The sequence below is a fragment of the Kitasatospora sp. NPDC023118 genome, assembly GCF_055560875.1.
In genome coordinates this window covers 16371-41341 of record NZ_JBVHHW010000024.1, presented here as the reverse complement: position 1 = coordinate 41341, position 24971 = coordinate 16371, and the positions used below count along the sequence as shown (strand labels likewise).

Annotated in this window: 21 protein-coding genes; 11 read left to right on the top strand and 10 right to left on the bottom strand. The window is 74.2% G+C overall.

Annotated features, from left to right (window positions below):
- Positions 1-124 precede the first annotated feature (124 nt).
- Positions 125-1183, top strand: coding sequence for an enoyl-CoA hydratase/isomerase family protein (locus tag ACZ3UD_RS27355; protein WP_465593036.1), 1059 nt, complete (start codon positions 125-127; stop codon positions 1181-1183).
- Positions 1184-1385: 202 nt separating this feature from the next.
- A complete protein-coding gene (locus ACZ3UD_RS27350; protein ID WP_402939226.1) occupies positions 1386-2165 on the top strand; it encodes an enoyl-CoA hydratase in 780 nt (259 codons plus the stop codon).
- A gap of 130 nt (positions 2166-2295) precedes the next feature.
- Here the strand turns inward: ACZ3UD_RS27350 and ACZ3UD_RS27345 are convergent, their stop codons facing one another.
- Positions 2296-4113: an NAD-binding protein gene (locus tag ACZ3UD_RS27345; protein WP_465593033.1), complete on the bottom strand. Its 1818-nt coding sequence runs from the start codon at positions 4111-4113 to the stop codon at positions 2296-2298.
- 153 nt (positions 4114-4266) lie between these two features.
- On the opposite strand from ACZ3UD_RS27345, the gene ACZ3UD_RS27340 reads away from it, so the two are divergent.
- The gene (locus tag ACZ3UD_RS27340; protein WP_465593030.1) at positions 4267-4866 is read left to right on the top strand and encodes an HdeD family acid-resistance protein; all 600 of its coding nucleotides are present in this window, start codon (positions 4267-4269) and stop codon (positions 4864-4866) included.
- Between the two features lie 85 nt (positions 4867-4951).
- Here the strand turns inward: ACZ3UD_RS27340 and ACZ3UD_RS27335 are convergent, their stop codons facing one another.
- Positions 4952-5590 carry a DUF6461 domain-containing protein gene (locus ACZ3UD_RS27335; protein ID WP_465593027.1) on the bottom strand — a complete coding sequence of 213 codons (639 nt, stop codon included), beginning with the start codon at positions 5588-5590 and terminating at the stop codon, positions 4952-4954.
- 52 nt (positions 5591-5642) lie between these two features.
- Positions 5643-7082 (bottom strand): CoA transferase, encoded by a 1440-nt coding sequence (locus ACZ3UD_RS27330; RefSeq protein ID WP_465593024.1) that lies wholly within the window; start codon positions 7080-7082, stop codon positions 5643-5645.
- A 162-nt stretch (positions 7083-7244) separates the two neighbouring features.
- Here ACZ3UD_RS27330 and ACZ3UD_RS27325 point away from each other — a divergent pair, with 162 nt between their 5' ends.
- Entirely contained in the window at positions 7245-7502 is a 258-nt protein-coding gene (locus ACZ3UD_RS27325) for a hypothetical protein (RefSeq protein ID WP_465593021.1), read from the top strand.
- Positions 7503-7602: 100 nt separating this feature from the next.
- Here ACZ3UD_RS27325 and ACZ3UD_RS27320 read toward each other — a convergent pair whose 3' ends face one another.
- Entirely contained in the window at positions 7603-8877 is a 1275-nt protein-coding gene (locus ACZ3UD_RS27320; RefSeq protein WP_465593018.1) for a cytochrome P450, read from the bottom strand.
- Between the two features lie 349 nt (positions 8878-9226).
- On the opposite strand from ACZ3UD_RS27320, the gene ACZ3UD_RS27315 reads away from it, so the two are divergent.
- Positions 9227-10138: a hypothetical protein gene (locus tag ACZ3UD_RS27315; protein WP_465593016.1), complete on the top strand. Its 912-nt coding sequence runs from the start codon at positions 9227-9229 to the stop codon at positions 10136-10138.
- A gap of 325 nt (positions 10139-10463) precedes the next feature.
- Here ACZ3UD_RS27315 and ACZ3UD_RS27310 read toward each other — a convergent pair whose 3' ends face one another.
- The gene (locus ACZ3UD_RS27310; RefSeq protein ID WP_465593014.1) at positions 10464-10730 is read right to left on the bottom strand and encodes a zf-HC2 domain-containing protein; all 267 of its coding nucleotides are present in this window, start codon (positions 10728-10730) and stop codon (positions 10464-10466) included.
- Between the two features lie 58 nt (positions 10731-10788).
- Here ACZ3UD_RS27310 and ACZ3UD_RS27305 point away from each other — a divergent pair, with 58 nt between their 5' ends.
- From ACZ3UD_RS27305 to ACZ3UD_RS27290, 4 genes are all read left to right on the top strand, one after another.
- On the top strand, positions 10789-11352 hold the full coding sequence (locus tag ACZ3UD_RS27305) for a sigma-70 family RNA polymerase sigma factor (RefSeq protein WP_465593012.1): 564 nt from the start codon (positions 10789-10791) through the stop codon (positions 11350-11352).
- A gap of 225 nt (positions 11353-11577) precedes the next feature.
- Positions 11578-12954 carry an MFS transporter gene (locus ACZ3UD_RS27300; protein ID WP_465593010.1) on the top strand — a complete coding sequence of 459 codons (1377 nt, stop codon included), beginning with the start codon at positions 11578-11580 and terminating at the stop codon, positions 12952-12954.
- A gap of 58 nt (positions 12955-13012) precedes the next feature.
- Entirely contained in the window at positions 13013-14365 is a 1353-nt protein-coding gene (locus ACZ3UD_RS27295; RefSeq protein ID WP_465593007.1) for a cytochrome P450 family protein, read from the top strand.
- Positions 14366-14507: 142 nt separating this feature from the next.
- Positions 14508-15467, top strand: coding sequence for an L-tyrosine/L-tryptophan isonitrile synthase family protein (locus tag ACZ3UD_RS27290; RefSeq protein ID WP_465593004.1), 960 nt, complete (start codon positions 14508-14510; stop codon positions 15465-15467).
- A gap of 61 nt (positions 15468-15528) precedes the next feature.
- On the opposite strand, the gene ACZ3UD_RS27285 is transcribed toward ACZ3UD_RS27290, so the two are convergent.
- The 3 genes from ACZ3UD_RS27285 to ACZ3UD_RS27275 all read right to left on the bottom strand — a co-directional run bounded on the left by ACZ3UD_RS27285 (position 15529) and on the right by ACZ3UD_RS27275 (position 18530).
- A complete protein-coding gene (locus tag ACZ3UD_RS27285; protein ID WP_465593001.1) occupies positions 15529-16320 on the bottom strand; it encodes an ABC transporter ATP-binding protein in 792 nt (263 codons plus the stop codon).
- Positions 16317-17351, bottom strand: a complete 1035-nt coding sequence (locus ACZ3UD_RS27280; RefSeq protein ID WP_465593286.1) for a FecCD family ABC transporter permease — start codon at positions 17349-17351, stop codon at positions 16317-16319. Before ACZ3UD_RS27280 ends, ACZ3UD_RS27285 begins: the two co-directional genes overlap by 4 nt.
- Before the next feature lie 90 nt (positions 17352-17441).
- On the bottom strand, positions 17442-18530 hold the full coding sequence (locus ACZ3UD_RS27275) for an ABC transporter substrate-binding protein (RefSeq protein WP_465592998.1): 1089 nt from the start codon (positions 18528-18530) through the stop codon (positions 17442-17444).
- A gap of 157 nt (positions 18531-18687) precedes the next feature.
- On the opposite strand from ACZ3UD_RS27275, the gene ACZ3UD_RS27270 reads away from it, so the two are divergent.
- Positions 18688-19494, top strand: coding sequence for a helical backbone metal receptor (locus ACZ3UD_RS27270; protein ID WP_465592995.1), 807 nt, complete (start codon positions 18688-18690; stop codon positions 19492-19494).
- Between the two features lie 50 nt (positions 19495-19544).
- Complete coding sequence (locus ACZ3UD_RS27265; protein ID WP_465592992.1) at positions 19545-20585, top strand: transglycosylase SLT domain-containing protein; 1041 nt, start codon at positions 19545-19547, stop codon at positions 20583-20585.
- A gap of 88 nt (positions 20586-20673) precedes the next feature.
- On the opposite strand, the gene ACZ3UD_RS27260 is transcribed toward ACZ3UD_RS27265, so the two are convergent.
- Positions 20674-22965, bottom strand: a complete 2292-nt coding sequence (locus ACZ3UD_RS27260; protein ID WP_465592989.1) for a hypothetical protein — start codon at positions 22963-22965, stop codon at positions 20674-20676.
- Positions 22966-23169: 204 nt separating this feature from the next.
- A complete protein-coding gene (locus ACZ3UD_RS27255) occupies positions 23170-24744 on the bottom strand; it encodes a lipase maturation factor family protein (RefSeq protein ID WP_465593283.1) in 1575 nt (524 codons plus the stop codon).
- Positions 24745-24971 lie beyond the last annotated feature (227 nt).

Sequence of the window (24971 nt, the reverse complement as noted above, 5' to 3'; positions counted from 1 at the left end):
CGCCCTGCGCGCCTGGCCGTAGCCACCGAGCCACCCGGTCCCGGCCCAGCGATCACGACCACCCGCCCACCCCGGTACGGTGGAGCGCGGAAGTCCACATCACCGAGGGACGGGAGCGGGTCCGATGAGCGTAGCGGTGGCGGAGGTCCAGGCCTTCCTGGACGAGAACGGCGACGGCGGCCTCGGCCGGATCGTGCTCAACCGCCCGCGGGCGCTCAACTCCCTGACCCACGGCATGATCACCGCCCTGCGCGCGACCCTGGACGACTGGGCCGCAGACGACCGAGTGCGCGCCGTCGTGCTGACCGGCGCCGGCGAGCGCGGCCTCTGCGCCGGTGCGGACATCCGCGCGATGCACGACGACGCCAAGGCGGGCGGGGCCGGCGCCCGCGCCTTCTTCCGCGACGAGTACCGGCTGAACGCGGTGATCGCCGACTACCCGAAGCCGTACGTCGCGGTGATGGACGGCATCACCATGGGCGGCGGCGTCGGCCTGTCCGCGCACGGCGCGGTGCGGATCGTCACCGAGCGCTCCGTGGTCGCGATGCCCGAAACCCGGATCGGGCTCGTCCCCGACGTCGGCGGCAGCCGCCTGCTCGCCCACGCCCCGGGCGAGTTGGGCACCCACCTCGGACTCACCTCGGCCTCGATGGGCCCCGGCGACGCCCTGCTCTGCGGTTTCGCGGACCACTACGTCCCGTCCACACGCCTCCCCGAGCTGCTCCACGCCCTCGCCGGCAGCGCGGATCCGGCCGCCGCCGTCGCCGCGCACGCCGAGCCCGCACCGCCCGCCGAACTCGCCGCCCGGCGCGAGTGGATCGACGCCTGCTACGCGGCCGACACCGTCGAGGAGATCGTCGAGCGACTGCTCGACTCCGGTGTGCCGGAGGCGAAGGAGGCCGCCGGGCTGGTCCTCGGGAACTCCCCCACCGCCGTCAAGGTCACCCTGGCCGCGCTGCGCCGGGCCCGTACGCTGCCCTCACTGAAGGCCGTGCTCGACCAGGAGTACCGCATCTCCTGCGCCGCGCTGGACGGCCACGACCTGGTCGAGGGCATCCGCGCCCAGGTAGTCGACAAGGACCGCAACCCGCAGTGGTCCCCGCGCACGCTCGCCGAGGTGACGGAGGCTGACGTCGCACGCTTCCTCGCCCCGCGCGAGGACGACGAGCTGGGCCTGGCCTGACCCCGAGCCCGCCCGGATCCCACCGACTCCTCTCCCCGGAACGCCTGGAGCCGCCATGACCCACCCGGTGCCGGGGACTCCGCCACGCTCGTGACCGGCGTCTCGCATGTCAAGACTGGCGCGAGGTGGGGCGCGTCGTAGATCGTTGGGTGGTCAGGGCGCGCCCGCGCGGCGCCGAGCAGCGGAATGGGAGTCGACGGCGATGACCGAGACCTACGAGACGATCCTGGTCGAGCGCAAGGGACGGGTGGGCCTGATCACGCTCAACCGGCCCAAGGCGCTCAACGCGCTGAACACCCAGCTGATGAACGAGGTCGTGGCGGCCGCCACCGCCTTCGACCGGGACCCGGAGATCGGGTGTCTGGTGATCACCGGGTCGGAGAAGGCCTTCGCGGCCGGCGCCGACATCAAGGAGATGCAGGGCAACCACTTCCCGGACGTCTACCTGGACGACTGGCTGGGCCCGTGGGACCGGATCGGCGCGCTGCGCAAGCCGGTGGTGGCGGCGGTGGCCGGCTTCGCGCTGGGCGGCGGCTGCGAGCTGGCGATGCTGTGCGACATCCTGCTGGCGGCGGACACCGCGAAGTTCGGACAGCCGGAGATCAAGCTCGGTGTGATCCCGGGCATCGGCGGCTCGCAGCGGCTGACCCGGGCGGTCGGCAAGGCGAAGGCGATGGAGCTGTGCCTGACCGGCCGGATGATGGGCGCCGAGGAGGCCGAGCGGGCCGGCCTGGTTTCCCGGATCGTCCCGGCCGACCAGCTGCTCGACGAGGCGCTGGCCACCGCCGAGGCCGTCGCGGCGATGTCCACCCCGGCGGCGATCATGATGAAGGAGAGCGTCAACCGCGCCTTCGAGACCACGCTGGCGGAGGGTGTCCGCTTCGAGCGCCGGTTGTTCCACGCGGCCTTCGCCACGGCGGACCAGAAGGAGGGCATGTCGGCCTTCGCCGAGAAGCGCCCGCCGAAGTTCGAGAACCGCTGACGGCGAACAACTGACGGATGACGGCTGACAGATTTCATCATCTGAAATCTGTCAGCTGTCATCTGTTCGCGGCCATCCGTCCGCGGTCGGCCGTCACCAGTCCGCCGTCACCCGCCCCCGGCCGCGCGCCTCACCCCTCCTCCACCAGCACCGTGTTGAGCCGTGCCAGCCCGCTGCGGGTGGCGGCGACCACGATCCGGTCGCCCGGGGTCAGCCGGCGGGTGCGGTCCGGGAAGTTCCACTGCAGGTGCGTGCTGCGCGCGAAGCGGACGGCGATCACCCGGACGCCGCCCGGGTCCTCCAGGTCGTGCCGGTTCAGGCCGATCAGCCCGCTGCCGTCCTCCACCGCCAGCTCGGCGATCAGCAGCACGTGCCGGAACACCGACAGCGTCCCGCGCACCTCGCTGCCCATCAGGGCGGCCGCGAAGGCAGGCGCGGCCAGGTAGGACACCGACCTGGAGGCCGCGTTGTCCAGCGTCTTGTAGAAGTGGCCGGCGAAGTTGTCGTCGAACAGCCGCACCACCACCCGCACCTCGGGATTGCCGTGCCGCGCCTCCAGCGCCGCCTCCAGGTTGGTGGCGTCGTCCCCGCTGACCGCGACCACCGCCCGGCTGTGCTTCAGCCGGGCACGGCGCAGTTGCTCCTCGAACGGCCCGTCGCCCAGCACGACCGGGATGCCGAGCGCCCGGACGGCGGCGATGCCGCGGGCCCGCGGGTCCCGTTCCATGCAGACCACCGGCACGCCCAGCTCGTGCAGCTGGGTCGCGACGCGGGTACCGACGTTGCCGAGCCCGACCACGATCACGTGGTCCCGGGTGCCCGCGCTGGGGTTACGGGGCAGCCCGCGCCGTCCGGAGCCGAGCACCTCGACCGCGATGGCGGTGGCGACCGGCGCGAAAGTGATCCCGCAGATGGTGATGACCACCTGGGCGACCCGCTGCCAGATCCCGCCCGTCCCGGTCCCGGCGGCGATGTCGGCCTGCTGGTCAGGCTGGGCGGCGCCGGCCAGGTCGAGCAGCGAGATGTAGACGGTCCAGCCGAAGTCCCGGTTGAGGTACCAGAGCACGCCGAAGGCCATCAGCACCGCGGCGAGCGCGGTGAGCAGCACCAGCCGCATCCGGGCGCTGGTGAAGAATCGCATGGTGTCGAGCACCCGCCAGCGCAGCCGTCGTGCCCAGCTGATCGGTTCCCGGGGTTCGACGGGCAGCGCCTGCAGCGCGGCTCTCCCGCCCGGCGTCTCCGCGGGCTCGGCGGCCGGCACCACCGGTTCACGGTGCGCCCCGCCGGGGAGGACCGGTCCGTCGTCGCCGAACTCCCGGGCGAGGCGGACGAACTGGGCCGAGTCCCCCTCCTGTTCCGGCAGCAGACGGATCTTGCTGAGGTCCTGCCGGTCGATCTGGTCGGCGACCACACAGATCCGGTCGGAGGTGATGGCGTCGTCGAAGGCGATGTGCAGGTACCGTCCGTCGACCTCGACCGCGTTGGGTCGCCCGAGCGCGGCGGCGGCGAAGGCCGGGGCGGCGGTGGCGGAGCCGGAGAGCGCGGCGCCGTTCTTGAGCAGCCGTTGGATGTTCTCGCCGAGTCGCTGGTTGAACATCCGGAACACGATCCGGATGTCCGGGTTGTGGTCCTGGGCGCTGAGCGCGGCGTGGATGTTCTCCTGGTCGCCGCCCTCGACCAGGGCGAGTCCACGGGCGGTGCCGATGGACACCGCGCGCAGCGCCTCCTCGGTGACGCTCGGGTACTCGACCACGGCGGCGACACCGGGGAGTTGCTCGATCTGCGGCGCGTGGTCGCGGGTCCGGTCGGCGACCAGGACGACGACCGGGACCTCGTAGTGCTCGACGAGTTCCAGGACCAGCCGGTGCGCCAGCGCGTTGCCCCCGCAGACGATGTAGTGCTGGCTGATCGGCTCGACCGGAGGGGGCCCCCACCCTTCAGACGTCATACCGACGGATGATATCGACAGCGAGTGACCGGAGGGTGTCATTCCGGCAACCGTCAGAAGTCACTCGAACGGACGCACCCAACGCGCCGCCTGACGGCGGAACGATGAGGCTGGGGTGCGCTCTCCGCCCCCATACCCGAGGAGTACCTCACCGTGGCCCCTCCGATCACCACCCCCGACGGCACCCCGGTCCAGGGCCCGCTCGGCATGCTCGCCAGGGCCGCCTGGCAGGTGCTCCTGGCCGCCGGTGTGGCCTCGCTCGCCCTCGGCGTCATCGTCTTCGCCTGGCCCCGGGAGACGCTGCTGGTGGTGGGCGTGCTGTTCGGCCTCTACCTGCTGGTCATCGGCATCGTGCAGCTGGTCGCCGCGTTCGGCACCCACGCCACCACCGCGATGCGGGTGCTGGCCTTCATCAGCGGCGCGATCAGCGTGCTGCTCGGGCTGCTCTGCTTCCGCAGCGCGGCGCAGTCGCTGCTGCTGCTCGCGCTCTGGATCGGCATCGGCTGGCTGTTCCGCGGCATCACCCAGTTCGCCGCCGCGATCTCCGACCCGCTGATGCCCGCCCGCGGCTGGCAGGCCTTCGCGGGTGTAGCCAACACCCTGGCCGGCGTGCTGCTGATGGTCTGGCCGGTCGGCTCGATCGCCGCGCTCACCGTGCTGGCCGGGTGCTGGCTGCTGATCCTAGGCGTGGTCGAGATCGCGACGGCCCTCCAGATGCGCAGCCGGGCCAAGCGGATCCCTTCGGGGGTCTGACCGGCCGCCAGGCCGCGGCTGCGCGAGAAGGCCGCTGGTCGAGAAGGCCGCCACCGCTCCCGGCGCCGCGCTACCCCCTCCACCGCTACGGCCGAGGCGCGTAGCCGAGCCGGAAGGTGGCGGCCTCCAGCCGTTCCGGGCTGAGCCGGACGTCGGTCAGCCGCTCGGCGAGCGCGAACGCGGCCTCGGTGTGCAGCTCGTAGCGCTCCCCGTCGAGCTGGAAGCCGCAGGCCGTCAGCAGCTCCGGGGTGCCCGGGGCCTCGGCGTCCGTGCCGTTCCGCTGGTCAACGAAGAGCGGCTCGAAGTCCAGCCGGCAGGTGCCGTGCTCCCACCAGTGGAAGTGGTCCGCCGCGTTGACGTTCCGGAAGTGCGAGACCAGCCGGGTGCCCTCGCCGAGCCGGGGGACGACCTCGTACAGGCTGCCGAGGTAGCCGTACGGCTCGACCGCGAGCGCCCAGCCGTCGAGCTCGGCGACGGCGACGAGGATCCGGTCCTCGTCCGGGTCGAACAGCTCCTCGGCCTCCTCGTCCTCCCCGTCGTCGAAGGTCTCCCAGGCGGCGAGCACCGCGTCCAGCCCGGTCACCTCCCGGCCGGTCAGGGCGTGGAAGCGGCGCAGCAGTTCGTCGGCGCCGAGTCCCTGGACCTGGGTGAGGCAGTAGGCCTCACCCAGGACGGGGTAGCGCTTCTCGAACCAGGTGTAGTCGGTGGCGCGTGCGGCGGTCATGCGCAGGATGCTGTCAGACCCCGCTGACAGCGCCCGCCGCACCCTTGGTCGCTCAGCGCCAGACCGGCGTGTCCGTCCCCCAACTCCCGGGCGGGCTGGCCCAGTCGACGGGCGCGCCCTGGTAGCCGATGGGCGGCAGGGCGTGCCGCAGCCGTCCGTACGCCGAGTCGGTCTCGGTGAGCCAGTGCGCCGGGTCGTACGGCTCGGTGCCCAGGCGCGGTGCGGCCGCCGGCTCGGGCTCGATGCCGTGCAGCAGCCAGGAGGCGGTGCCGGCCAGGGAGAAGCGCAGGTGGCGGCCGCCGGGGCGGTCGGTGCGCTGGTCGGTGAGGGCGCGCAGGACGGCGGCGGCGAGGAGGTAGCCGGTGCCGTGGTCGAGGGCCTGGGCGGGCAGGACGCCGGGGCGGCCGTCGGGGGCCGCCTCGTGGGCGGCGAGGCCGACGCCGGCCTGGACCAGGCTGTCGAAGCCGCGGCGGCCGGCCCACGGACCGGTCCAGCCCCAGGCGCAGAGCTGGGCGAGGACCAGGTCGGGGCGGCGGGCGAACAGCGCGTCGGGGGCGAGGCCGTGGGCGTCCAGGGATCCGGGGCGGTAGCCGGAGACGACGACGTCGGCGGTGTCGAGCAGGCCCTCGAAGACGGCGCGGTCGGCCGGGTCGGCGAGGTCCAGGCGGGTGGAGCGCTTGCCGAAGCCCGTGTCGGCGTGGGCGTCCTCGGCCTCGGGCAGCCGGGGCGAGTCGATCCGCAGGACGTCGGCGCCGAGCAGGGCGAGGGTGCGGGTGGCGATCGGTCCGGCTATCACCCGGGTGAGGTCGAGGACCCGGATCCCGACGGCGGGCCGGTCCACCGGGGCGGCGCCGAGCGGACGGGCGGTCGCGGACCCTGTCTCCCGGCGCTCCACCAGGGGGTGCACGGCCGCACTCACCGGCGCGACCGCCACGGCGAGCGCCCCCGCCGCGTACGCGCGCTCCTGCACCTGCTCGGCCGGCAACTTGCCGAGCGCCTCGGCGAGCTGGTCGGGCCCGGCGTCCGGGGCGAGGTCGAGGCTGGCGAGCAGCCGGTCCCGGTGGTGCGGGTAGTTGGCGTGGGTACGGACCCAGCCGTCGGCGGTGCGCCAGAACCCGGAGTGCGGGGCGAAGCCGACGGGCGTACGGCCGTCGATCGCCAGGTGCCGCTCGCTGACGAAGGCGGTGGCAACGGCCCCCTCGTCCACCCGGACGGCGGGGACGGGCCCGCCCGCGCGGTGCGCGGCCAGCTCGGCGGCGGCCAGCGAGCAGGCGGCCACGGTGGCGCGGGCGAGCCGGCGCACCGGCAGACCGGAGGGCAGGACGTCCTGCGGGCCGTGGAAGCCCACCCGGTCTAGGAGTTCGGCCGGTCCGCCGAGGGCGGCCCAGGCGTCGGCGGTCGGCCGGTCAGCGGTCGGACGGTCAGCGGTCGGACGGTCGGCGGTCAGACGGTCGGCGGGCCCGCCCCCGGACGGCATCGGACGATCTGTCATGTCCGGCATTGTGCTCTGCTGCCCGCGCTCCCGCCGTGACGCCTGCCACTGGGCGCCGACCCCCCTCCCCGCCCGGGCGGCATGCCGTCCGGTTCACCGGTATTCACGCAGATCAGGGCGGGTGCGACGAGGAAGTGAGGAAGTAGGGCAGGCCGGGCGGCGGTGCTGCCCGCCCCAGGACACACCGACGGCCACCAGTCCCTGCTGGTCGAGCGGCTGGGCGACTGCACGGTCCTGCTGGCCGGGCAGGCGTACGACTTCGCCACCGAGTACGGGCAGGCGATGCTCGCCCGGCAGGCCACCCGCGAGGGGGCGGCCGCGCCGCTGCCCGGGTACCGGGCCTGGCTGGACCGGGTGGCCGAGCACGGGCCGCGCCAGGTGCTCTCCGCGCACGACGACGCGGTCTGGGAGCTCGCCTGACGGATCATCGAGGGCGCAAACGCGGGCCCGGGCGAGGACCCGGACGAAGGGTTCGAGCAAGGGCCCGGGCGAGGAGTCCGGCCCGGGGCCGGGCGAGCGCTCAGAAGGTGAACCGCAGCGAGCGGACCCGGTGGTCGAAGCTGGACGGGACGAGCTCCAGCGCGCCGACCGACCGCGCGTCGGGCAGCCGGGTGAACAGCTCGCGCAGCAGCGCCGCCATCTCCTGCCGGGCCAGGTGGGCGCCGAGGCAGTAGTGCGGTCCGCCGCCGCCGTAGCCGAGGTGGGGGTTGGGGCTGCGGGTGATGTCGAAGGCGTCCGGGTCGGGGAAGACCGTCTCGTCCCGGTTCGCCGAGCCGTAGTACAGCGCGACCTTCTCCCCCGCCCGCAGCAGCGGGCCGCCGGGGCCGCCCAGCTCGTGGTCCACCGCGACGGTCCGGCGGAACTGGATGATCGGCGCGGCGTGCCGGACGATCTCGTCCACCGCGCCGTCGAGCCGCCCGTCCAGGTCGGCGAGGAGCAAGGCCCGCTGCTCGGGGTGGACGGTCAGCAGGTGCAGGCCGTGGGCCAGTGCGTTGCGGGTGGTCTCCACCCCGGCCACCAACAGCAGGGTGAAGAAGGCGCCCAGCTCGCGGCCGGTGAGCCGGCGGCCGTCCACGTCGGCGGTGACCAGCGCGGAGATCAGGTCCTCGGCGGGCCGGCGGCGGCGCTCGCGGCCGATCCCGGCGACGATGCCCTGCATCCGGGCGAGCGCCGCCAGCCCGCGCCCGGGCACCCGGAACCGGCGGCGCAGCGGACGGGCCACGCCGATGTCCTCGGAGGTGCGGTTGACCAGGTCGAGGATGGCGCGGCGCGATTCCGCGGGGATGCCCATCATGGTGCAGATCACCTGGAAGGGGAGCTCGGCGGCGACCGCACTGACGAAGTCCTCGGGCCGACCACGCTCGACCGCGTCCACCAGGGCGGTGGTGATCCGGTGGACGTCCTCCTCGACCCGGCCGAGCAGCCGCGGGGTGAAGGCCCGCGAGACGATCCGGCGCAGCTGGGCGTGGCGGGGGTCGTCGAGGTTGACCATCGAGTCGCCAAACAGCACCCGGACCCAGCGGGCCGGCTCGGGGGTGGTCACGCCCGGGCCGGAGAGGAAGACGGTGGGGGTACGGCTGGCCTCGACCACGTCGGCGTGCCGGACCAGGGCGTGGAAGCCGCGACCGGTGGCACGGTCTCCGAAGTACACCGGGGCGGGGCGGCGGCGCAGCTCGGCGAAGGCGGCGGCTCGGGCGGGGGCGGGCAGCTGCCAGAAGTGGGGGTCGGCAAGGTCGGGGGTGGCTGACGCCGGGGCGGCCGGGGTGGCCGCGGAGATCTGCGTCAGGGCGTCCATGGGCCTGCCTCCTGCTTCCGGTTTGCTCCCTTCCGGCACGTACGATCCGTGTCGGCGTGCGCACATTTAGTGAGCAGGGGGTGCGTGATGTCAAGTCGCATCGACGGCTGCATAAATGGGTGCTATGAGCGGCTGATCCGTTCACCTGTCGGTCGGCCGGCCCGCCGGTCGGCCGGCCCGCCGGTCGACCGGGCCGGCGGTCGACCGGGCCGGCGGGATGCCGGGAGGTCGGGAGGTCGGGGCCGGGAAGCCGGGAAGCCGGGAGGTCGGGAAGCCGGGCATGGTCTCACGGGACGGAACCGGCCAATACCGGAGGGTGCGGTACGGGCCGGGCAAGGCGGGTGCGACGATGAGTGCCATCGTGATGACCGACCGGATCCGCCTGCTGCGCGCCGCGGTCTTCGCCGCGCTGTGCGTGGCGATGGCCGCTACGGCGCACGTCGCCATGGCAGGGGACGGGGTCTCGGCGCCGGTGTTGTTCGGCGCGTTCGGGGCGGTCCTCGGGCTGACCTGGCTGCTGGCCTGGAAGCCGCGCGGGCTCGGTGTGATCAGCGCGTGGATGGTCGCGGCGCAGAGCGCGCTGCACCTGCTGTTCGAGCAGGCCGGGTCGTTCGGTCGCGGGGGCGGCGGTCTCGGCCGGCTCGCCACCACGGACTGGGCCGCCCTGCTGCTCTGCAACCCGGACCGGGCGCCGGGCGGACTCTCCCCCGTCGAGCTGGCACGGGTGGCCGGCATCGACCCGGACGTCCCGCCGACGACCGGCAGCCTGCGCCCCCTGGCGGGGATGCACCACGGGGCGGCGGCCGGGTCGGTCGACGGGATGCCCATGGACGCGGACCTGCCCGGAATGACGGGGATGCCTGGGATGCCGGGCATGTCCCCCGGGACGTCCCACGCGATGCCGTCGGGGATGTCGCGTGACCTGTCCGGTGGGATGACGCACGGGATGCCCCCCGGCATGTCGCACGGCATGTCGCCGGGGATGGCGGTCGCCCACGTGCTGGCGGCGCTGGCCTGTGCGCTGCTGCTCTGGCGCGGTGACGTCGCGCTGGTGCGGCTGTTCGAGCTGCTCGGCGCGCTCGGGAGCGTAGTCGCGGGGGCGCTGTTGCTCCCGCTGCTGGCACTGGTCGCCCGCCCCTTCGGGTACCGGCCACCGGCACCGCCCCGACCCGCCGACCGACCTGCTCGGCTGCCCCGGCCGGCGCTGCTCACGCACGCCGTCGTCCGGCGCGGCCCGCCGGCGTTCGCCCTCGCCTGCTGACGCGCCCGCCGCGCCCCTCCCCCCGGCCGACCTCGGCCGCTGCCGGGACCTCCGTGACGGGCAGGTCGCCCTGTCGTGCCGTCGTCCGTCGCGCCCCGCTGCCGCAGGACCTTTGGGTCGCTGTGCCGGAGTGCGGCCACGCACCGTGCCGAGCAGGGTTCGGGCCCGCGTTCGCCGACGCCTCCTGCGGGAGGTGTGGTGTGCCGCGCGATCGCCCCACGGACGTCTGCGGTGCCGCTGCGCGCGGCGCCGTTCCCAGCCTTCCCCTCGGGACCTTCCCATGCCTCACTACGACGGCGCACCGGCTCCGGCCCGCGCCACCGTCCTACCGCTCCGCGCCCTGCGGGCCCCCTGGAGCGCGACCGACCGGACCTTCCGCCTCCAGCCGGGCCAGCAGCCGGGCCGACCACTCCGGCGACGGCCCGTCGGTGGCGGCCGCCCACACCTGGCCGCGCAGCCGCTCGGCCCGGTCGTGCCACTCCCGACAGCCGGTGCAGCGCGCGAGGTGCTTGTCCAGCCGGGCGTCCGACAGGCCGCTCGATTCACCGTCGAGCCGGGCGGACAGAGCGGTACGGAACTGCGCGCATCTCATGTGACCATCGTCCCGCACGGCCGGTGCGCCGGGACGGCGGGCCGGGCGGGAGGCCTCCGTGGATGACGACCAGCTCACCGCGCTCGCGCTGACCGCCCGCTCGGGCCGGGCGGCGGACGTCGAGGCCTTCGTCCGCGCGACCCAGCGGGACGTGTGGCGCTTCGTCGCCCACCTAACGGACGTCCAGTCCGCCGACGACCTCGCCCAGGAAACCTTCCTGCGCGCATTGCGGGGCCTGCCAGCCTTCGCCGGACGCTCCTCGGCCCGCACCTGGCTGCTGTCCATCGCCCGGCGCACCGTGATCGACCGGTACCGGATGGCCGCCGCCCGGCCGCGCTGCGCGGCGCTGCCGGACTGGCAGGAGGCGGCGGAGCGGCAGGGCGCCACCCCGATGGCCGGGTTCGAGGACGGGATCGCCCTCGGCGACCTGCTCGACCGAGTGCCCGCGCAGCGGCGGGAGGCCTTCGTGCTGACCCAGGTGGTCGGCCTGAGCTACGCCGAGGCGGCGGAGGTCGCGGGCTGCCCCGTCGGCACCGTCCGCTCCCGGGTCGCCCGGGCGCGCGAGGAGCTGATGGCGCGACTGCGGGCGGCCGAGACCGGAGAGCTCGCGGCGGCCTGCTGAGCAGGGGGCAGCCGACAGCGCACTGGGGACAGATAACAGATTGCAGATGACAGATAACAGCCAACAGATTTCGAAATCTGTCGGCTGTTATCTGTTCGCCGAAAGGCGCCTCTCGCAAAAATTCCCCCAAGTGTTCGGAACTGGAGCCGCCGCGCCCCCGACTGCTGTACCGGACCCCGCCGCCGAGGCGGTGCCCGGTACAGCAACGGGGGAACGGAGGACTTCATGTCGGCGCACCAGCCCTCGACCAAGCCATCACCGACGGCCCGTCAGGTAGAACCGGTCGATCGGTGGAGCCTGGTCGTGGCCGCCGGGCTGCTCTCGTTCGTCGCGATGCTCGACATGAACGTGGTCAACCTGGCGCTCACCGACATATCCGCCGGCCTGCACGTCACCGCCGGGGTCGCCCAGTGGGCCGTCCTCGGCTACCAACTCCCCCTCGTCGCCCTGCTGTTGCCCGCCGGGCGGTGGCTGGACCAGGTCGGCACCCGGTCCGCGCTGCTGCTCGCCGTCGGCTGCTTCGCCGGCAGCAGCGTGCTGGCCGCCCTTGCCCCGTGGGCGGGTTGGCTGATCGCGGCACGACTGCTGCAAGGCGCCTTCGGTGCCGTGCTGTTCGTCCTGATGCCGGTGCTGGCCGCGACCTCCGTCCGGCCCGAGCTGCGCGGCCGGGCGATGAGCGTGCCGGCGACGCTCGGCCCACTGGGGGCGGTCACCGGCCCGGTGGTCGGCGGTCTGCTGCTGGACCACCTCGGCTGGCGGGCGATCTTCCTGGTCAAACTGCCGGTCTGTCTGGCCGCCGTGCTGATCGTGCGGCGGAACGCCCCACGGCGCGGCGGGCTGCGGCCACCCGAGCGGGGCTCGCTCGGGGACTCCGCCCTGATCGGCGCCGCGGTGGCCGCCGTCCTGCTCGGGCTCACCCTGGCGCCGCAGGCCCCGCAGTGGCTGCTGCTCGCACTGCCCGCCGTACCGCTGGTGCTGCTGTGGCTGCGCCGCCCCGGCGGCCGGCCGGTCGCCGAGGTGCTGCGGGCCGCCGGGACCGCCGGGGTTAACGCCTCGGTGCTGGCGCTCGCCGCCGGCTTCGCGGCCTGCCAGTACCTGCTGGTCCAGCACCTGCGCGGCCCGCAGGGCGAGAGCGCGACCGCCACCGCGCTGACCATGCTGGCCTTCCCGCTCGGGATGGTGCTGGCCGGACGGCTCGGCGGGCGGCTGGCCGACCGCTGGGGCGCCCGACCGACGGCCCTCACCGGTGCCGCCGCCACCACCCTCGGCCTGGCGCTGCTCGTCCCGGTGGGCGCCGACTGGTCCTCCCTCGACATCTCCGCGCGACTCGCCCTCGCCGGTGCCGGGATGGGCCTCAACGGCGGCCCCACCCAGGCCCTGGTGATGTCCGCCTCCCCGTCCGGGAAGCTGGCCACCGCCGGTTCCGCCGTCCAACTCGCCCGCAGTCTGGGCTTCGCGCTCGGCCCGGCCCTGGCCACCGCCGCCGCCCTGGCGGGCGACCGCGCCACCACGGGCACCCACGCGGGCATCGCCCTGGCCACCGTGATCGCCGCCACCGCCGTGGTCCTGCTCGCCCTGCACCGCCCCCGCGCGCAGGCATAGCGCGAGGCACCCGTAACGGCCTCGCACCCGTAACCGCCTCACCGGAGGAAGCACACCCATGACCGACACCGCCCACGACCCCGGCACGGCCGGAGCCGAGGCCGAGACCGCACCCGACGCCCCGCGCTGCCCGTACGGCTACGACCGACTCCCCAGCCCCGTCCCGCTGTACGGCGCGGCATACAAGACCGACCCGTACCCGCTCTACCGCCGGATGCGCGAGGCCGGGCCGGTGCACCGGGTGGAGTTCCCGAGCGGCATCCACGCCTGGCTGGTCACCGGCTACCAGGCCGCCCACGCGGCCCTCAACGACCCCCGGCTCGGCAAGAACCACACTCTGGGAAACGGGAATTGGCGCCGACTGGCGTCGATCATGCCGGAGCCGCAGCACTCACAGCTCCAGGTCCACCTGCTGCACCAGGACCCGCCCAAGCACACCTCGATGCGCCGCCTGGTGCTGGACGCCTTCGCCCCGCGCCGGGTGGAGGCACTGCGCCCCCGGCTGCAGGAGCTCGCCGACGACCTGGTGGACGACCTGCCCACCACCGGCGGCGCCGACCTGGTGGCGGGCTTCGCGGCCCACTACCCCTTCCAGGTGCTCGCCGAAGTCATCGGCCTGCCCGCCGAGTTGGCGGGCCGCTTCGACCGCGACTGGGGCAAGGTGGTGCAGCCGGTCGGCCCACAGGACCCGGGCCGCCCGGCCTACGAGGCCCGGCTGCGCGGCCTGCAGACGTACATCGCCGACGTCGTCGCCCACAAGCGCGCCGACTACCGGGCCCCGGGTTGGACGGAGGGCGAGGACCTGCTCGGCCGGCTCGTCGCGGCCCACGACGAGGGCGAGTTGAGCCGCGAGGAGCTCGACTCGATGGTGTTCCAGCTGCTGGTCGCCGGGCAGGAGCCGGTCACCAACCAGATCACCACCATGCTGATCACCCTGCTGCGCCACCCCGAGCAGCTCGCCGCGCTGCGCGAGAACCTCGGCGAGCCCGGCCGGCTGGCCCGCGCGGTGGAGGAACTGCTGCGCCACGACGCCGCGTTCGAGCTCACCACGTGGCGCTTCTTCGCCGAGGACAGCGAGCTGTTCGGCACCGCCGTCCCGGCCGGCGACTCGGTGATCGTCTCGCTCTGCGCCGCCAACCGCGACGACGACCAGTTCCCCGAGGCCGACCGCCTCGACCTCGACCGCACGCCCAACGCCCACCTGGCCTTCGGCCACGGCATCCACTACTGCCCGGGCGCCGCCCTGGCCAGGGCCGAACTCCAGATCGCCGTCGGCACCCTGCTCTCCCGACTGCCCGGGCTGCGCCCCGCCGAGACGGCCGGGGAGGGTCTGGACGAACTCGCCTGGATCCCCGCCGTCCTGGCCCGCGGTGTCAACCGGCTGCCGGTCGCCTACGACCGGCGCAGCTGAGCACCGGCGCACCTGAACGCCAGCCCACCAGCCCACCGGCGCATCTGAGCACCGACGCGTCTGAACACCAGCGCCGGCACCACCCGCGCGGCTCCGCCTGCCCGCAGCCCGTCCGCCCGCCCATCCGTGGAGGAGACCCATCATGCCGCCCGTCGGCACCGCCCCCGTCGCCACCAGCACCCCCGAGCAGCGGTCGACGGCGCAGCTCGCCGCCCGCGTCCTCGGCCTACTGCTGCCGCACCGCCGCGCCTCCGACCCGGAGTTCGACGCTCGGCCCGAGCACTTCCCGTTCCAGCTCGCACAGTTGGCGGACTTCATCGCCGCCGGTGACCCGATCGTGTTCACCCTGCCGGGCTTCCCGTGCAAGTCACCGAACCCGGCGAAGGTGCTCGGCCACCTGCCCGACGAGGGCGAGCGGCTGTCCCTGACCTTCCTCGACGAGCTGTGCGCCCGGATCGGCCGGATATACCCGCCCGGCGCGCGGATCCTGATCTGCTCGGACGGACACATCTTCGGCGACCTGATCAACGTCCCGGACGAGCACATCGACGAGTACTCGGACGAGCTGACCGCGATGATCGAGCGCGAGGGCCTGCGCCACCTCGCCACCTTCGATCTGCGGGCGGTGCTCGGCGACCTGCCGTACGACGAGAAGCGCGCCCGGGTGCACGAGTGGTACGCACCGAGCGTCGAGGAGTTGCGTGAGCAGGTGGTGACCGAGCAGGAGACGCTGCGGCTCTACCGCGGCATCACCCGCTTCCTCACCGAGGACACCGTGGGCTTCCCCGGCACCAAGTCGGCCTTGCAGCGGGAGTGCCGCCGCCGGGCGTACGGGGTGATCCAGCGCAGCCGTGCCTGGGGCGAGTTGATCGCCGAACAGCACCCGCGGTCGGTTCGGCTATCGATCCACCCGCAGCCCGCCGGGGTGCTGAAGTTCGGCATCCGACTGCTGGAGGCGGCCGACGCCTGGATGACGCCCTGGCACTCGGCGGTGCTCCACCGGCCGGACGGCAGCTGGGAGTTGCGGCGCAACGAGGAGGCCGCGCGGCTCGGCCGACTGGTGATGCACCACGGTCGGCCGAGCCACTACGAGAGCCGCTGAGCCCGGGCCACTGAGCCGGGCCACTGAGCCGGGCCACTGAGCCCGGACTACTGATCCCGGACTACCGGAGCACTGCGGCGCCGGCCGGGGCGCGGTGGTCGAAGGCGATCAACGGGTCGCCGGTGAGCGGGTGTTCGACCACCGCGGCCCGCACGCCGAAGACCTCCGCTAGCAGTTCGGCGGTCAGCACCTCGCGCGGCGCCCCGGAGGCCACCAGGGCGCCGCGGTGCAGCACGTGCAGCCGGTCGCAGACCGAGGCGGCGGCGTTGAGGTCGTGCAGCGCGACCAGGGTGGTGCGGCGCTGTTTCCGGAGCAGGGCGAGGAGTTCGACCTGGTGCCGGACGTCCAGGTGGTTGGTCGGCTCATCCAGGACCAGGACGTCCGGCTGCTGGGCGAGCGCGCGGGCGAGCAGCACCCGCTGCCGTTCGCCGCCGGACAGCTGGGCGAACCGGCGGTCGGCGGCCTCGGCCATGCCGACCCGGACCAGCGCCTCAGCGGTGATCCGGTGGTCCTCGGCGTCGTCGGCGGCGAAGGCCCGCTTGTACGGGGTGCGGCCCATCGCGACCACCTCGCGCACGCTCAACTCGAAGTCCCCGCCGCGCTCCTGGGGCAGCGCCCCGATGTGCCGGGCGGACTGCGCGGGCCGCAGCTCGGCCAGGTCCCGCCCGGCCAGCAGCACCCGCCCGGCGCTCGGCCGCAGGTGCCGGTAGACGGTGCGCAGCAGGCTGGACTTGCCGCTGCCGTTGGGCCCGACCAGCCCGGCGATCTCCCCCTCCTCGGCGACCAGGTGGACCCCGGCGACCACCGCCCGGCCGGCCAGGGTGACGCTCAAGTCCTCGACGGCGATCCTCAATTGCGCTCCAGTCGTCGGTCCAGCAGGTAGAGCAGGGTGGGGGCGCCGAGGACGGCGGTGACCACACCGATCGGCAGCTCCTGGCCGTCCAGGGCGGTGCGGGCCACGGTGTCGACCACGACGAGGAGCACCGCGCCGGTGAGGGCGGACAGCGGAAGCAGGCGCCGGTGGTCACCGCCGACCAGCAGCCGGCAGACGTGCGGCACCATCAGTCCGACGAAGCCGACCGCGCCGGAGACGGCAACCAGCACCCCGGTGAGCACGCTGGTGACGACGAACACCTCGCGGCGCAGCCGGGCGACGTCCACGCCGAGTCCGGCGGCGGTTTCGTCGCCCATCAGCATCGCGTTGAGCCCTCGGGCGCGGGCCTGGAGCAGGGCCAGTCCGAGCGCCACCGCGAGGACGGGGACGGCGAGTTGGGCCCAGACGGCGCCGCCGAGGCTGCCCATGAGCCAGAACAGCACGCCCCGGGTCTGCTGCTCGTCGCGGGTCTGCAGGACGAGGTAGCTGGTGATGCCGCCGAGGAACTGGGCGATGCCGATGCCGGCCAGCACCAGCCGCAGCGGGGAGAAGCCGCCGCCGCGCCGGGCCATCAGCCAGACCAGCGAGAACGCGGCGAGCGCGCCGGCGAACGCCGCCAGGGAGACGGTGAGGCCGAGCGCGCTGCCGAAGGAGAGTTCGAGACCGAAGGCGGCACCGAGGACGATGGTGGCGACCGCCCCGAGGGAGGCGCCGGAAGAGATGCCGAGCAGATAGGGGTCGGCGAGCGGGTTGCGGACCAGGGCCTGCACGGCGGTGCCGACCAGGCCGAGTCCGGCGCCCACCACGGCGGCCAACAGGGCACGGGGGACGCGCAGTTGCCAGACGATGAGGTCTCGGGTGCCGGGTTCGGGGGCCCGCCCGGCGAGGTGGTGGGCGACCACCGACCAGACCTCGCCGGGCGGGATGTCCACCGAGCCGAGCGAGACGGCGGCGGTCAGCGCGAGCAGCAGGGCGACGGCGAGCGCGACGGCCAGCGGCCCGGCCCGCAGGGTGCGGGCCGGGCGGCGGGCGGCGGCTTCGGCGGCATCGACGGAATCGGTGGCATCGACGGCATCGGCGTGCGCGGCCGAAGTCACGGTCTACTGTCCGTTCTTGACGAGGTCGGGGTGGACGGTGGCGGCGATCTGCCGGACGGCGTCGGCGTTGCGCACACCGGCGATGGTGGTCACCTCGGAGCCGAGCCGCACGAAGTGCCCCTCCTGGACGGCCTTCAGGCCCTGGGTCGCCGGGAAGCTCCTCAGGAACGCCTCGGCGTCGTCGAAGGCCTTGCGGGTGGCCTCCTCGCTGCCCCGGTTGCGTACGGCGAGCTGGATCCAGTCCGGGTTCTTGGCGACGACGTCCTCCCAGGAGCCCGGCTTGAAGTCGGCGTCGCAGTCGGCGAACACGTTGCGAGCCCCGGCCTGGGTGATCACGGCGTTGGCGACCTGCCGGCCGCAGACCTCCACGGGCTGCTTGGTGCCGGCGTCGAAGTCGAACACGAAGTAGCCGGGCCGCTTGTCCTCCGGGACGCCGGCGAGCGCGGTGCGGACCTCACCGATCCGCTGCTCCATCCCGCCGACGAGTTCCTCGGCGCGGGCGGCGGTGCCGGTGACGGCTCCGAGGCGGCGGATGTCGTCCTCGATCGCGGCGAGGTCGGTGCGCGGTGCCTTGGCGGCCTTCGGGGTGCCGGCGCAGGCGGTCGACAGCAGGTAGACGTGCTGGATGCCGGCCGCCGCGAACTCCTCCTCGCTGGGCCCGGTGGCGCCGCCGCCCATCATCGGCATCGCGCCGAAGGTGTCGACGTAGAGGTCGGCGCCGGAGCCGAGCAGCTTCTCCTTGGGAATGGTCTTGTCGCCGAGTACCGGCACCTTGGCGCCCTGGTCGGCGAGCTCCGCCGGCAGGGTGCCCTTGCCGGGCGGGAATCCGGTGCCGATCACCCGGTCGCCCGCGCCGAGGCGCAGCAGCAGCTCCAGGCTCGCCGCGTTGCTGGTGACGATCTTCGTCGGGGCCTTGGCGACCACGGTCTCCTTGCCCGCGCAGTCGGCGACCTTGACGGGGTAGCCGCCTGCCGGGGCGGCCTGGGCCGTGACGGAGCCGCTCCGGCCACCCCCGCCCCCGCCGCCGCTTCCGCAGGCCGTGGCGAACAGGGCGACGGCGGCCGCGATACCGCAGACAACGCGAGGACGCATGACAACTCTCCTGGTCGGTGATCGTGCTGCGGGCCCGCGTTGCGGACCCGGACCAGGTAGTCGGGCCGTAACCACGGCGGGTTCCCGACGATTTCCGCACCGCCGACGGGTACCACCGACGAACGCCGCACGACCGCCCTGCCCGTAGGGTGGCCGGATGGCCGAACCCACCCTGCTGCGCGACGACCTCGACCTGCCCGTACGGCTCGGGCCGCACCCGCCGCGCCGGGTGGTCTCGCTGGTGCCCTCGCTGACCGAGGCGGTCGCCGCCACCGCGCCCGGCCGACTGGTCGGCGCCACCGACTGGTGCAGCCACCCCGCCGGCCTGGCCGTCACCCGGATCGGCGGCACCAAGAACCCGGACGTGCCGGGCATCCTCGCCCTCGAACCGGACCTCGTGCTGGCCAACGACGAGGAGAACCGGCGCCCCGACCTGGACGCTCTGCGGGCCGCCGGGGTGCCGGTCTGGGTCACCGACATCCGCACCCTGGACGACGCGTTCCGCTCGCTGGACCGCCTGCTCACCGCCGCCTGCCGACTGCCCCGCCCGGCCTGGCTGGACGAGGCGGAGGCAGCCTGGCGCGAGGTGCGGCCGACGGCGGACGGCCCCCGCGCGATCGTGCCGATCTGGCGCCGCCCGTGGATGGTGCTCGGCCGCGAGACCTTCGCCGGGGACCTGCTGCGCCGCCTGGGCCTGCGGCTCGTCTACGCCGACCACCCCGAGCGCTACCCCGCCGTGCCGCTTCCCGAACTCCTGGCGAGCGGAGCGGAGTTGGTGGTGCTACCGGACGAACCGTACCGCTTCACCGCCGAGGACGGCCCGGAGGCGTTCCCGAACATCCCGGCCGCGCTGGTCAGCGGACGGCACCTGACCTGGTACGGCCCCTCCCTGGTCGCCGCACCGACCGTGCTGCGGCAGGCGATCGACCACCCGTGCACACAGGGCTCGATGCCCACATCGTAGGATGACCGCCACTCGTCGGGATCACCGGCGCCAAGTGGGGGGAACCACGCATGAGGCTGAGCACCACCCGGCGGACACTGATCCTGGTGTCCGCCACCGCCGTCTCGACCGCCGTTCTGGCGGGCTGCGGCACCAAGCACGCCGACAACCATCAGAACGCGGCGGCGACCGGCACTGCCGCGGCGGCCACCGCCTCGCCGAGCGACACGCCGAGCCCGAGCCCGTCCGCGAGCGCCGCCCCGACGCCGACCGACTCGGCGTCAGCCGGCCCCAGCGCCTCGCGCAGTCCGAGCGCCGCCGCCAGTACCGGGGCGGGCAAGACGGCGAAGGCCGCACCGAGCACCCAGCCGGGCACCGCCAAGCCGGCCGCCGGCAACGCGGCCCCCGCGCCCGCCACCCAGCCGCCGGTCGAGAAGCCCGTCGTCGCCGCCCCGGTGCCGACCGCCAAACCCGGCGCCGTCGCGCTCCCGCCGCCGCCCGCACCGCCGGCCCCGCACGTGCCGCCGCTGCAGAGCGGCTGCCAGCCCAGCAAGCCCCAGCCGGACGAGCCCAAGGAGACCGTCGGCGCTGCGCTCACGGCAGCGGCCGGCCAGTCCCGGGTGCTCACCCTCAGCTCGGGCGGCACCGACAAGCTCCCACCGCTGCCGGTCAACCTGGTCAAGGCGATCGCCTGGCAGGAGAGCGGCTGGCAGTCCGGCATCCTCGCCTGCGACGGCGGGATCGGCACCATGCAGGTCATGCCGAACACCGTCAGCTGGATGAACGGCAAGTTCGGTACGACCTCCGACCCGAAGACCCTCGCCGGGAACGTGCAGCTCGGCACCCAGCTGCTCAACTGGCTGGTCGCCTACTACGGCGACTCCTCCTTCGGCGGCAAGTACGATCTGTCCCCCGACCCGGCCACCGGCAGGACACCGCTGCTCGACCTGGTCATCTCGGCGTACAACGCGGGCGCGGGCAACGTGCACTACAACGCCGTCACCGACCCGACCACGGGCGAGGTCGTCGGCAGCCTGGACATCCCGAACCCGAAGTACGTGTCCAACGTGAAGGCGCTGATGTCCAGCCAGCCGTGGAACAAGGCGGGCTGACGAGCCACGGCTCTCGGCTGACGGCCTGCATACAGCACAGGGCCCGGGACGCTCGTGCGTCCCGGGCCCTGCTGTGGGTGCTGACGCGTCAGCCGCGCGCGGCGGCGACGGCGGCGCCCAGCGCCTCCTTGATCCGGGGACCGAGGCGGGCGAAGCCCAGCTCCTTCATGGCGGCCCGGAGCAGCTCCTCGTCGGTCCGCCCGGTACCGTCGCCGTCGACCCAGCGGACGACGGCGAGCAGCTCGTCGGCCGAGTAGGCGGTCACGGGGCGGCCGGGGGTGAAGTCCGGCTTCTCGGGACGGCCGGTGGGGGCCTCGGCAGGCTCGGCAGCGGTCGGCTCGACGACGTGCTCGGGCTCGGGCTCGGGCTCGACGGCGGGGGTTTCCTCGACGGCCTCGGACTCGACGGCGGGCTCCTCGACGTCGACGGCGGGAACCTCGGCGACGGCCGCCGGGGATTCCTCGGCAGCCTCGGCCTCGGTCACCGGCTCGGCGACCTCGGCGACCTCGGCGACCTCGGCGACCTCGGCGACCTCGGCGACCTCGGCGACCTCGGCGACCTCGGCGACCGGAGCCTCCTCCACGCCGTCAGGCTCAGCGGCCGGCTCATCGACCTCGGCCTCAGCAGCCTCGGGCTCGGCGATCCCAGCCTCGACGGGCTCCTCAACCTCGGCAGTAGCCTCTTCGACCTCGGTGGCGGGAGCCTCATCGGCAACCTCAACCTCAGCCGCCGGCTCCTCGACCTCAACGGCAGGGGCCTCGTCGGCAACCTCAGCCTCAGCGACCGGCTCCTCGACAGCAGGTGCCTCGGGCTCAGCGACCTCGACAGCAACGGCCTCGGCCTCGATCTCAGCGACCTCGACAGCAACGGCCTCGACCTCGACCTCAGCGACCTCGACAGCAACGGCCTCGACCTCGACCTCGACCTCGACCACCGGCTCGGCGTCGGCAGACTCCTCCGCCACCTCTTCGACGGCCTCGACCTCGGCGACAGGCTCCTCCGCCTGCTCCGCCCCCGTCTCGTCCGCAGCTGCGGCCTCGGCCAGCGCGGCGGTCGCGGCGGCCACCAGGTCGTCGGCGGCCGGGGAGGGCGCCGGGAGGGACACCACGGCGGCCGGGGTCTCCTCCTCCGCCACCTCTTCCACCGCAGCCGACTCGACCGCGACGGAGTCCGGGTGCGAGCCCGACGGCGTCTCGACCGCCTCGGTGTCGACCTCGTCCTTGACCTCGGTCTCAGCCTCTGCCTCGGCCTCAGCCACGGAAGCCTCGGCCTCGACCGGAGCCGTCACCGGGACCGGCGTCTCCTCCGCGAGGCCGTCCCGCTGGCCGCCGGCCAGGGCCTGACGCGCAGCAGCCTCGGCATCGGCGTCCGACGCCTCGACCTCCGGCACCTCGGCCGGCGACTCCCCGACACCCGTCTCGTCCGACTCCGCCAGCCCGTCCCGCTGCCCGCCCGCGAGCGCCTGGCGCGCCGCGTACGCGGCCTCGGCGGCGCGGCGGTCGGCCTTGGCTGCGGTGAGCTCGGCGAGCAGGTCGCCGAGGCCGGCCTCCTCCAGGGTGGCGCGCAGGCTGCGGATGGCGGGCAGGCGGTAGAGGGTGCCCTCGTCGGCGGCGAGGCGCTCGACCAGGTCGATCAGGTCCGCGAAGGCGATCCCGTCCAGGTCGTGCTCGGGCAACAGGCGGGCGAGGCCGCGTAGGCCGGTGTTGATGGCCTCGAAGGCCTGGGCGGTGCGGTCGACCAGGGCGCCGTCGGCGGGCACGGTCGGGAGGGTGCCGGCCGGGGCGAGGGCGGCCCAGGCGCGGCGCTCGATCTCGGCGGAGGTGAGGGCCTCGTGCAGGTCCTCGCGGCGGACCCGTCGGTCGGTGGCCAGGGCGGCGGCCTGCTTGCGCAGCAAGCGGCCGCGCAGCCAGGAGAGCTTGACGCCGTTCTCTCGGCGCCAGCTGCTGTCGGCGGTGGCGGCCACGAGGGCGGTGAGGTCGGCGTCGTAGGCGGCGGTGGTGAGGGTGGCGGAGGTTCGGTGCACCCGCTGGAGCATCTCGACCAGCAGCGCGGTCTTGGCCACCGTGGCGGGTTCGTCGAGCTTGGCCTCGGCGGCCAGCGCGGTGACGGCTTCCCAGGTCTGCTGGAGGTCGCGACCGCGCAGTTCGGCGAGGGCGGTGGAGGCGGCGCGCGCGTCCTCCGGGGTGGCGACGGTGTCGACGGCCGCGTACCAGGCGTGGGTGTCGGCGCGGACGGTGAAGGCGCCGAGTTCGGCGTAGCGGCCGAGGTCCTCGCGGAGGTCGGGCTCCGCGGCGGCGTCCTGGGGGTCCTTGACGTCTGCGGCGCCGGCGACGTCCGCCGGGTCGGCTGCGTCGGCGTTGCGCGAGTGAAGCACTGTCATGTGTGGTCCGGTTCTGGGCGTCGACGGCGGGGCTTGCGGCGAGGGGGCGACGGACCGGGTGCGCGAAGTGCCCCTGGGGCGGGGCCGGGGGCGCGCGGTCGGGCCGCCGGTTGTGGAGGCCCAGAATACGGGTGCCCGTTCGAGCCTTGCACGCACCCACCGCCGGACGGGCCGGTGTCGTGTGCCATACCGCCCGCCTGGACGCTACTCGGGAGGGCCACCCGGGTGGCCTTCCCCTGGTCCGGACGGGTGGCCGGGGTGCTCCGTCCGGGGTGGGCGGGGCCGCCGCAGCCCGTCCAGCGGGACCTTGCGGGCGCTGCGGGCCGGTCGGCCGAGCGGCGGGCGGTAGCCGGCCCGACCGAGGGTGTGCTCGTCGACCGGCGCGAGGTACTCGTGCAGCGCGGTGCGGTGCCACCACGCGCCGGTTTCCCGCAGTTCGCGCCATCCGGTGAACCGGTAGAGATAGAGGGTCGCCCGGACGTGGGTCGGCGGGTCGTCGGGGAAGGGGTTGTGGCGCAGCAGCCGGAGGGTCGCCCGGTCGCCGGCCAGCAGGCGGGCGACGAAGGACAGGAACCAGGGGCGGGCGTACGCGGGCGAGATGCCGGCGAACCACATCAGCCAGTCGAGCCGCAGGTGGTAGGGGGCGTACTGGCGCGGGAGGCGGCGCACGTCGCCGGGTTTGCCCTTGAAGCCGTACTCGCGCCAGACGGTGTGCGGGGTGAGGACGGCCTCGTCGGTGCCCTCGACCACGACCTCCTGGCGCAGCCGGTTGACGCTGCCGAAGGCGCCGTAGGTGTTGACGAGGTGGAGCCGGTTGAAGGAGCGGTTCATTACCTGGCGGCGCGAGACCATGTTGGTGACCGGCCAGTAGCTGAGGACGAGGACGGCGACGGTCAGCGCGATCACCAGCGCCTCGTACCAGAGGGGGGCGCCGGGGTACCGGCGGGCGTGCACGGACAGGCCGAGGCGGGCCGGTTCGACGGCGGCGAGGGCGAGGGTGATGGTCAGCCAGTTGAGCCAGGCGAAGTTGCCGGAGGCGACCAGCCACAGCTGGGTGGCGAGCACGGCGCAGGCCGCGTAGCTCGCGATCGGCTGTGGGAGCAGCAGGCCGACCGGGACGACGAGTTGGACGAAGTGGTTGGCGGCGGCCTCGACGCGGTGCAGCGGGTCGGGCAGGTGGTGGAAGAACCAGCTGAGCGGTCCGGGCATCGGCTGGGTCTCGTGGTGGTAGCGCAGGCAGGTCAGGTCGCGCCAGCAGCTGTCGCCGCGCAGTTTGATCAGTCCGGCGCCGAACTCGACCCGGAAGGCCAGCCAGCGCATCAGCCACAGGACGAGGGTGGGCGGGGCGGTGTCGGCGTTGCCGAGGAAGGCGGCCAGGAAGCCCGCTTCGAGCAGCAGGGACTCCCAGCCGAAGGAGTACCACGTCTGCCCGACGTTGACGATGGAGAGGTAGAGGACCCAGAGCACCGCCCAGAGCAGGACGGAGGCCCAGAGCGGGACGGCGTCGCCGAGTCCGGCGGCGACGGCGGCGGCCAGGGCCGCGCCGCTCCAGGCGACGGCGGCGAAGAAGCGGTCGCTGTAGTGGAGGTGGAAGAGGCTCGGGGCCTGGCGGAACGGGACGCGGGCGGTGAAGCGGGGCACCGGCAGCATGCCGTCGGCGCCGATCAGGGCGCGGAACTGCGCGGCGGCGGCGAGGAATCCGACCAGGTAGAGGCCGGCGAGCAGGCGTTGGACGAGCAGCCGGCTCAGCCAGTGGTCGGGGGCGGCGAACCAGTCCATGCGGCCCATGCCTACCATCGGCGACCCCCGCCCGGGCTCGGCCGGGGCGCGAGCGGCGGACGGTTCACCCGCTCGGCCCGGGGCGAAGGGCGGTGAGACGAAGGCTGGCGGGGCGAAGGGCGGTGAGGCGAGTGGGCGGTGAGGCACCGGCTGGTGGGACAAGGGGCCGTGCACCACTGTGCCGCGCGCGCAGCGCCCGGACGGCACCGTGGCGGGGAGCCTCTCCT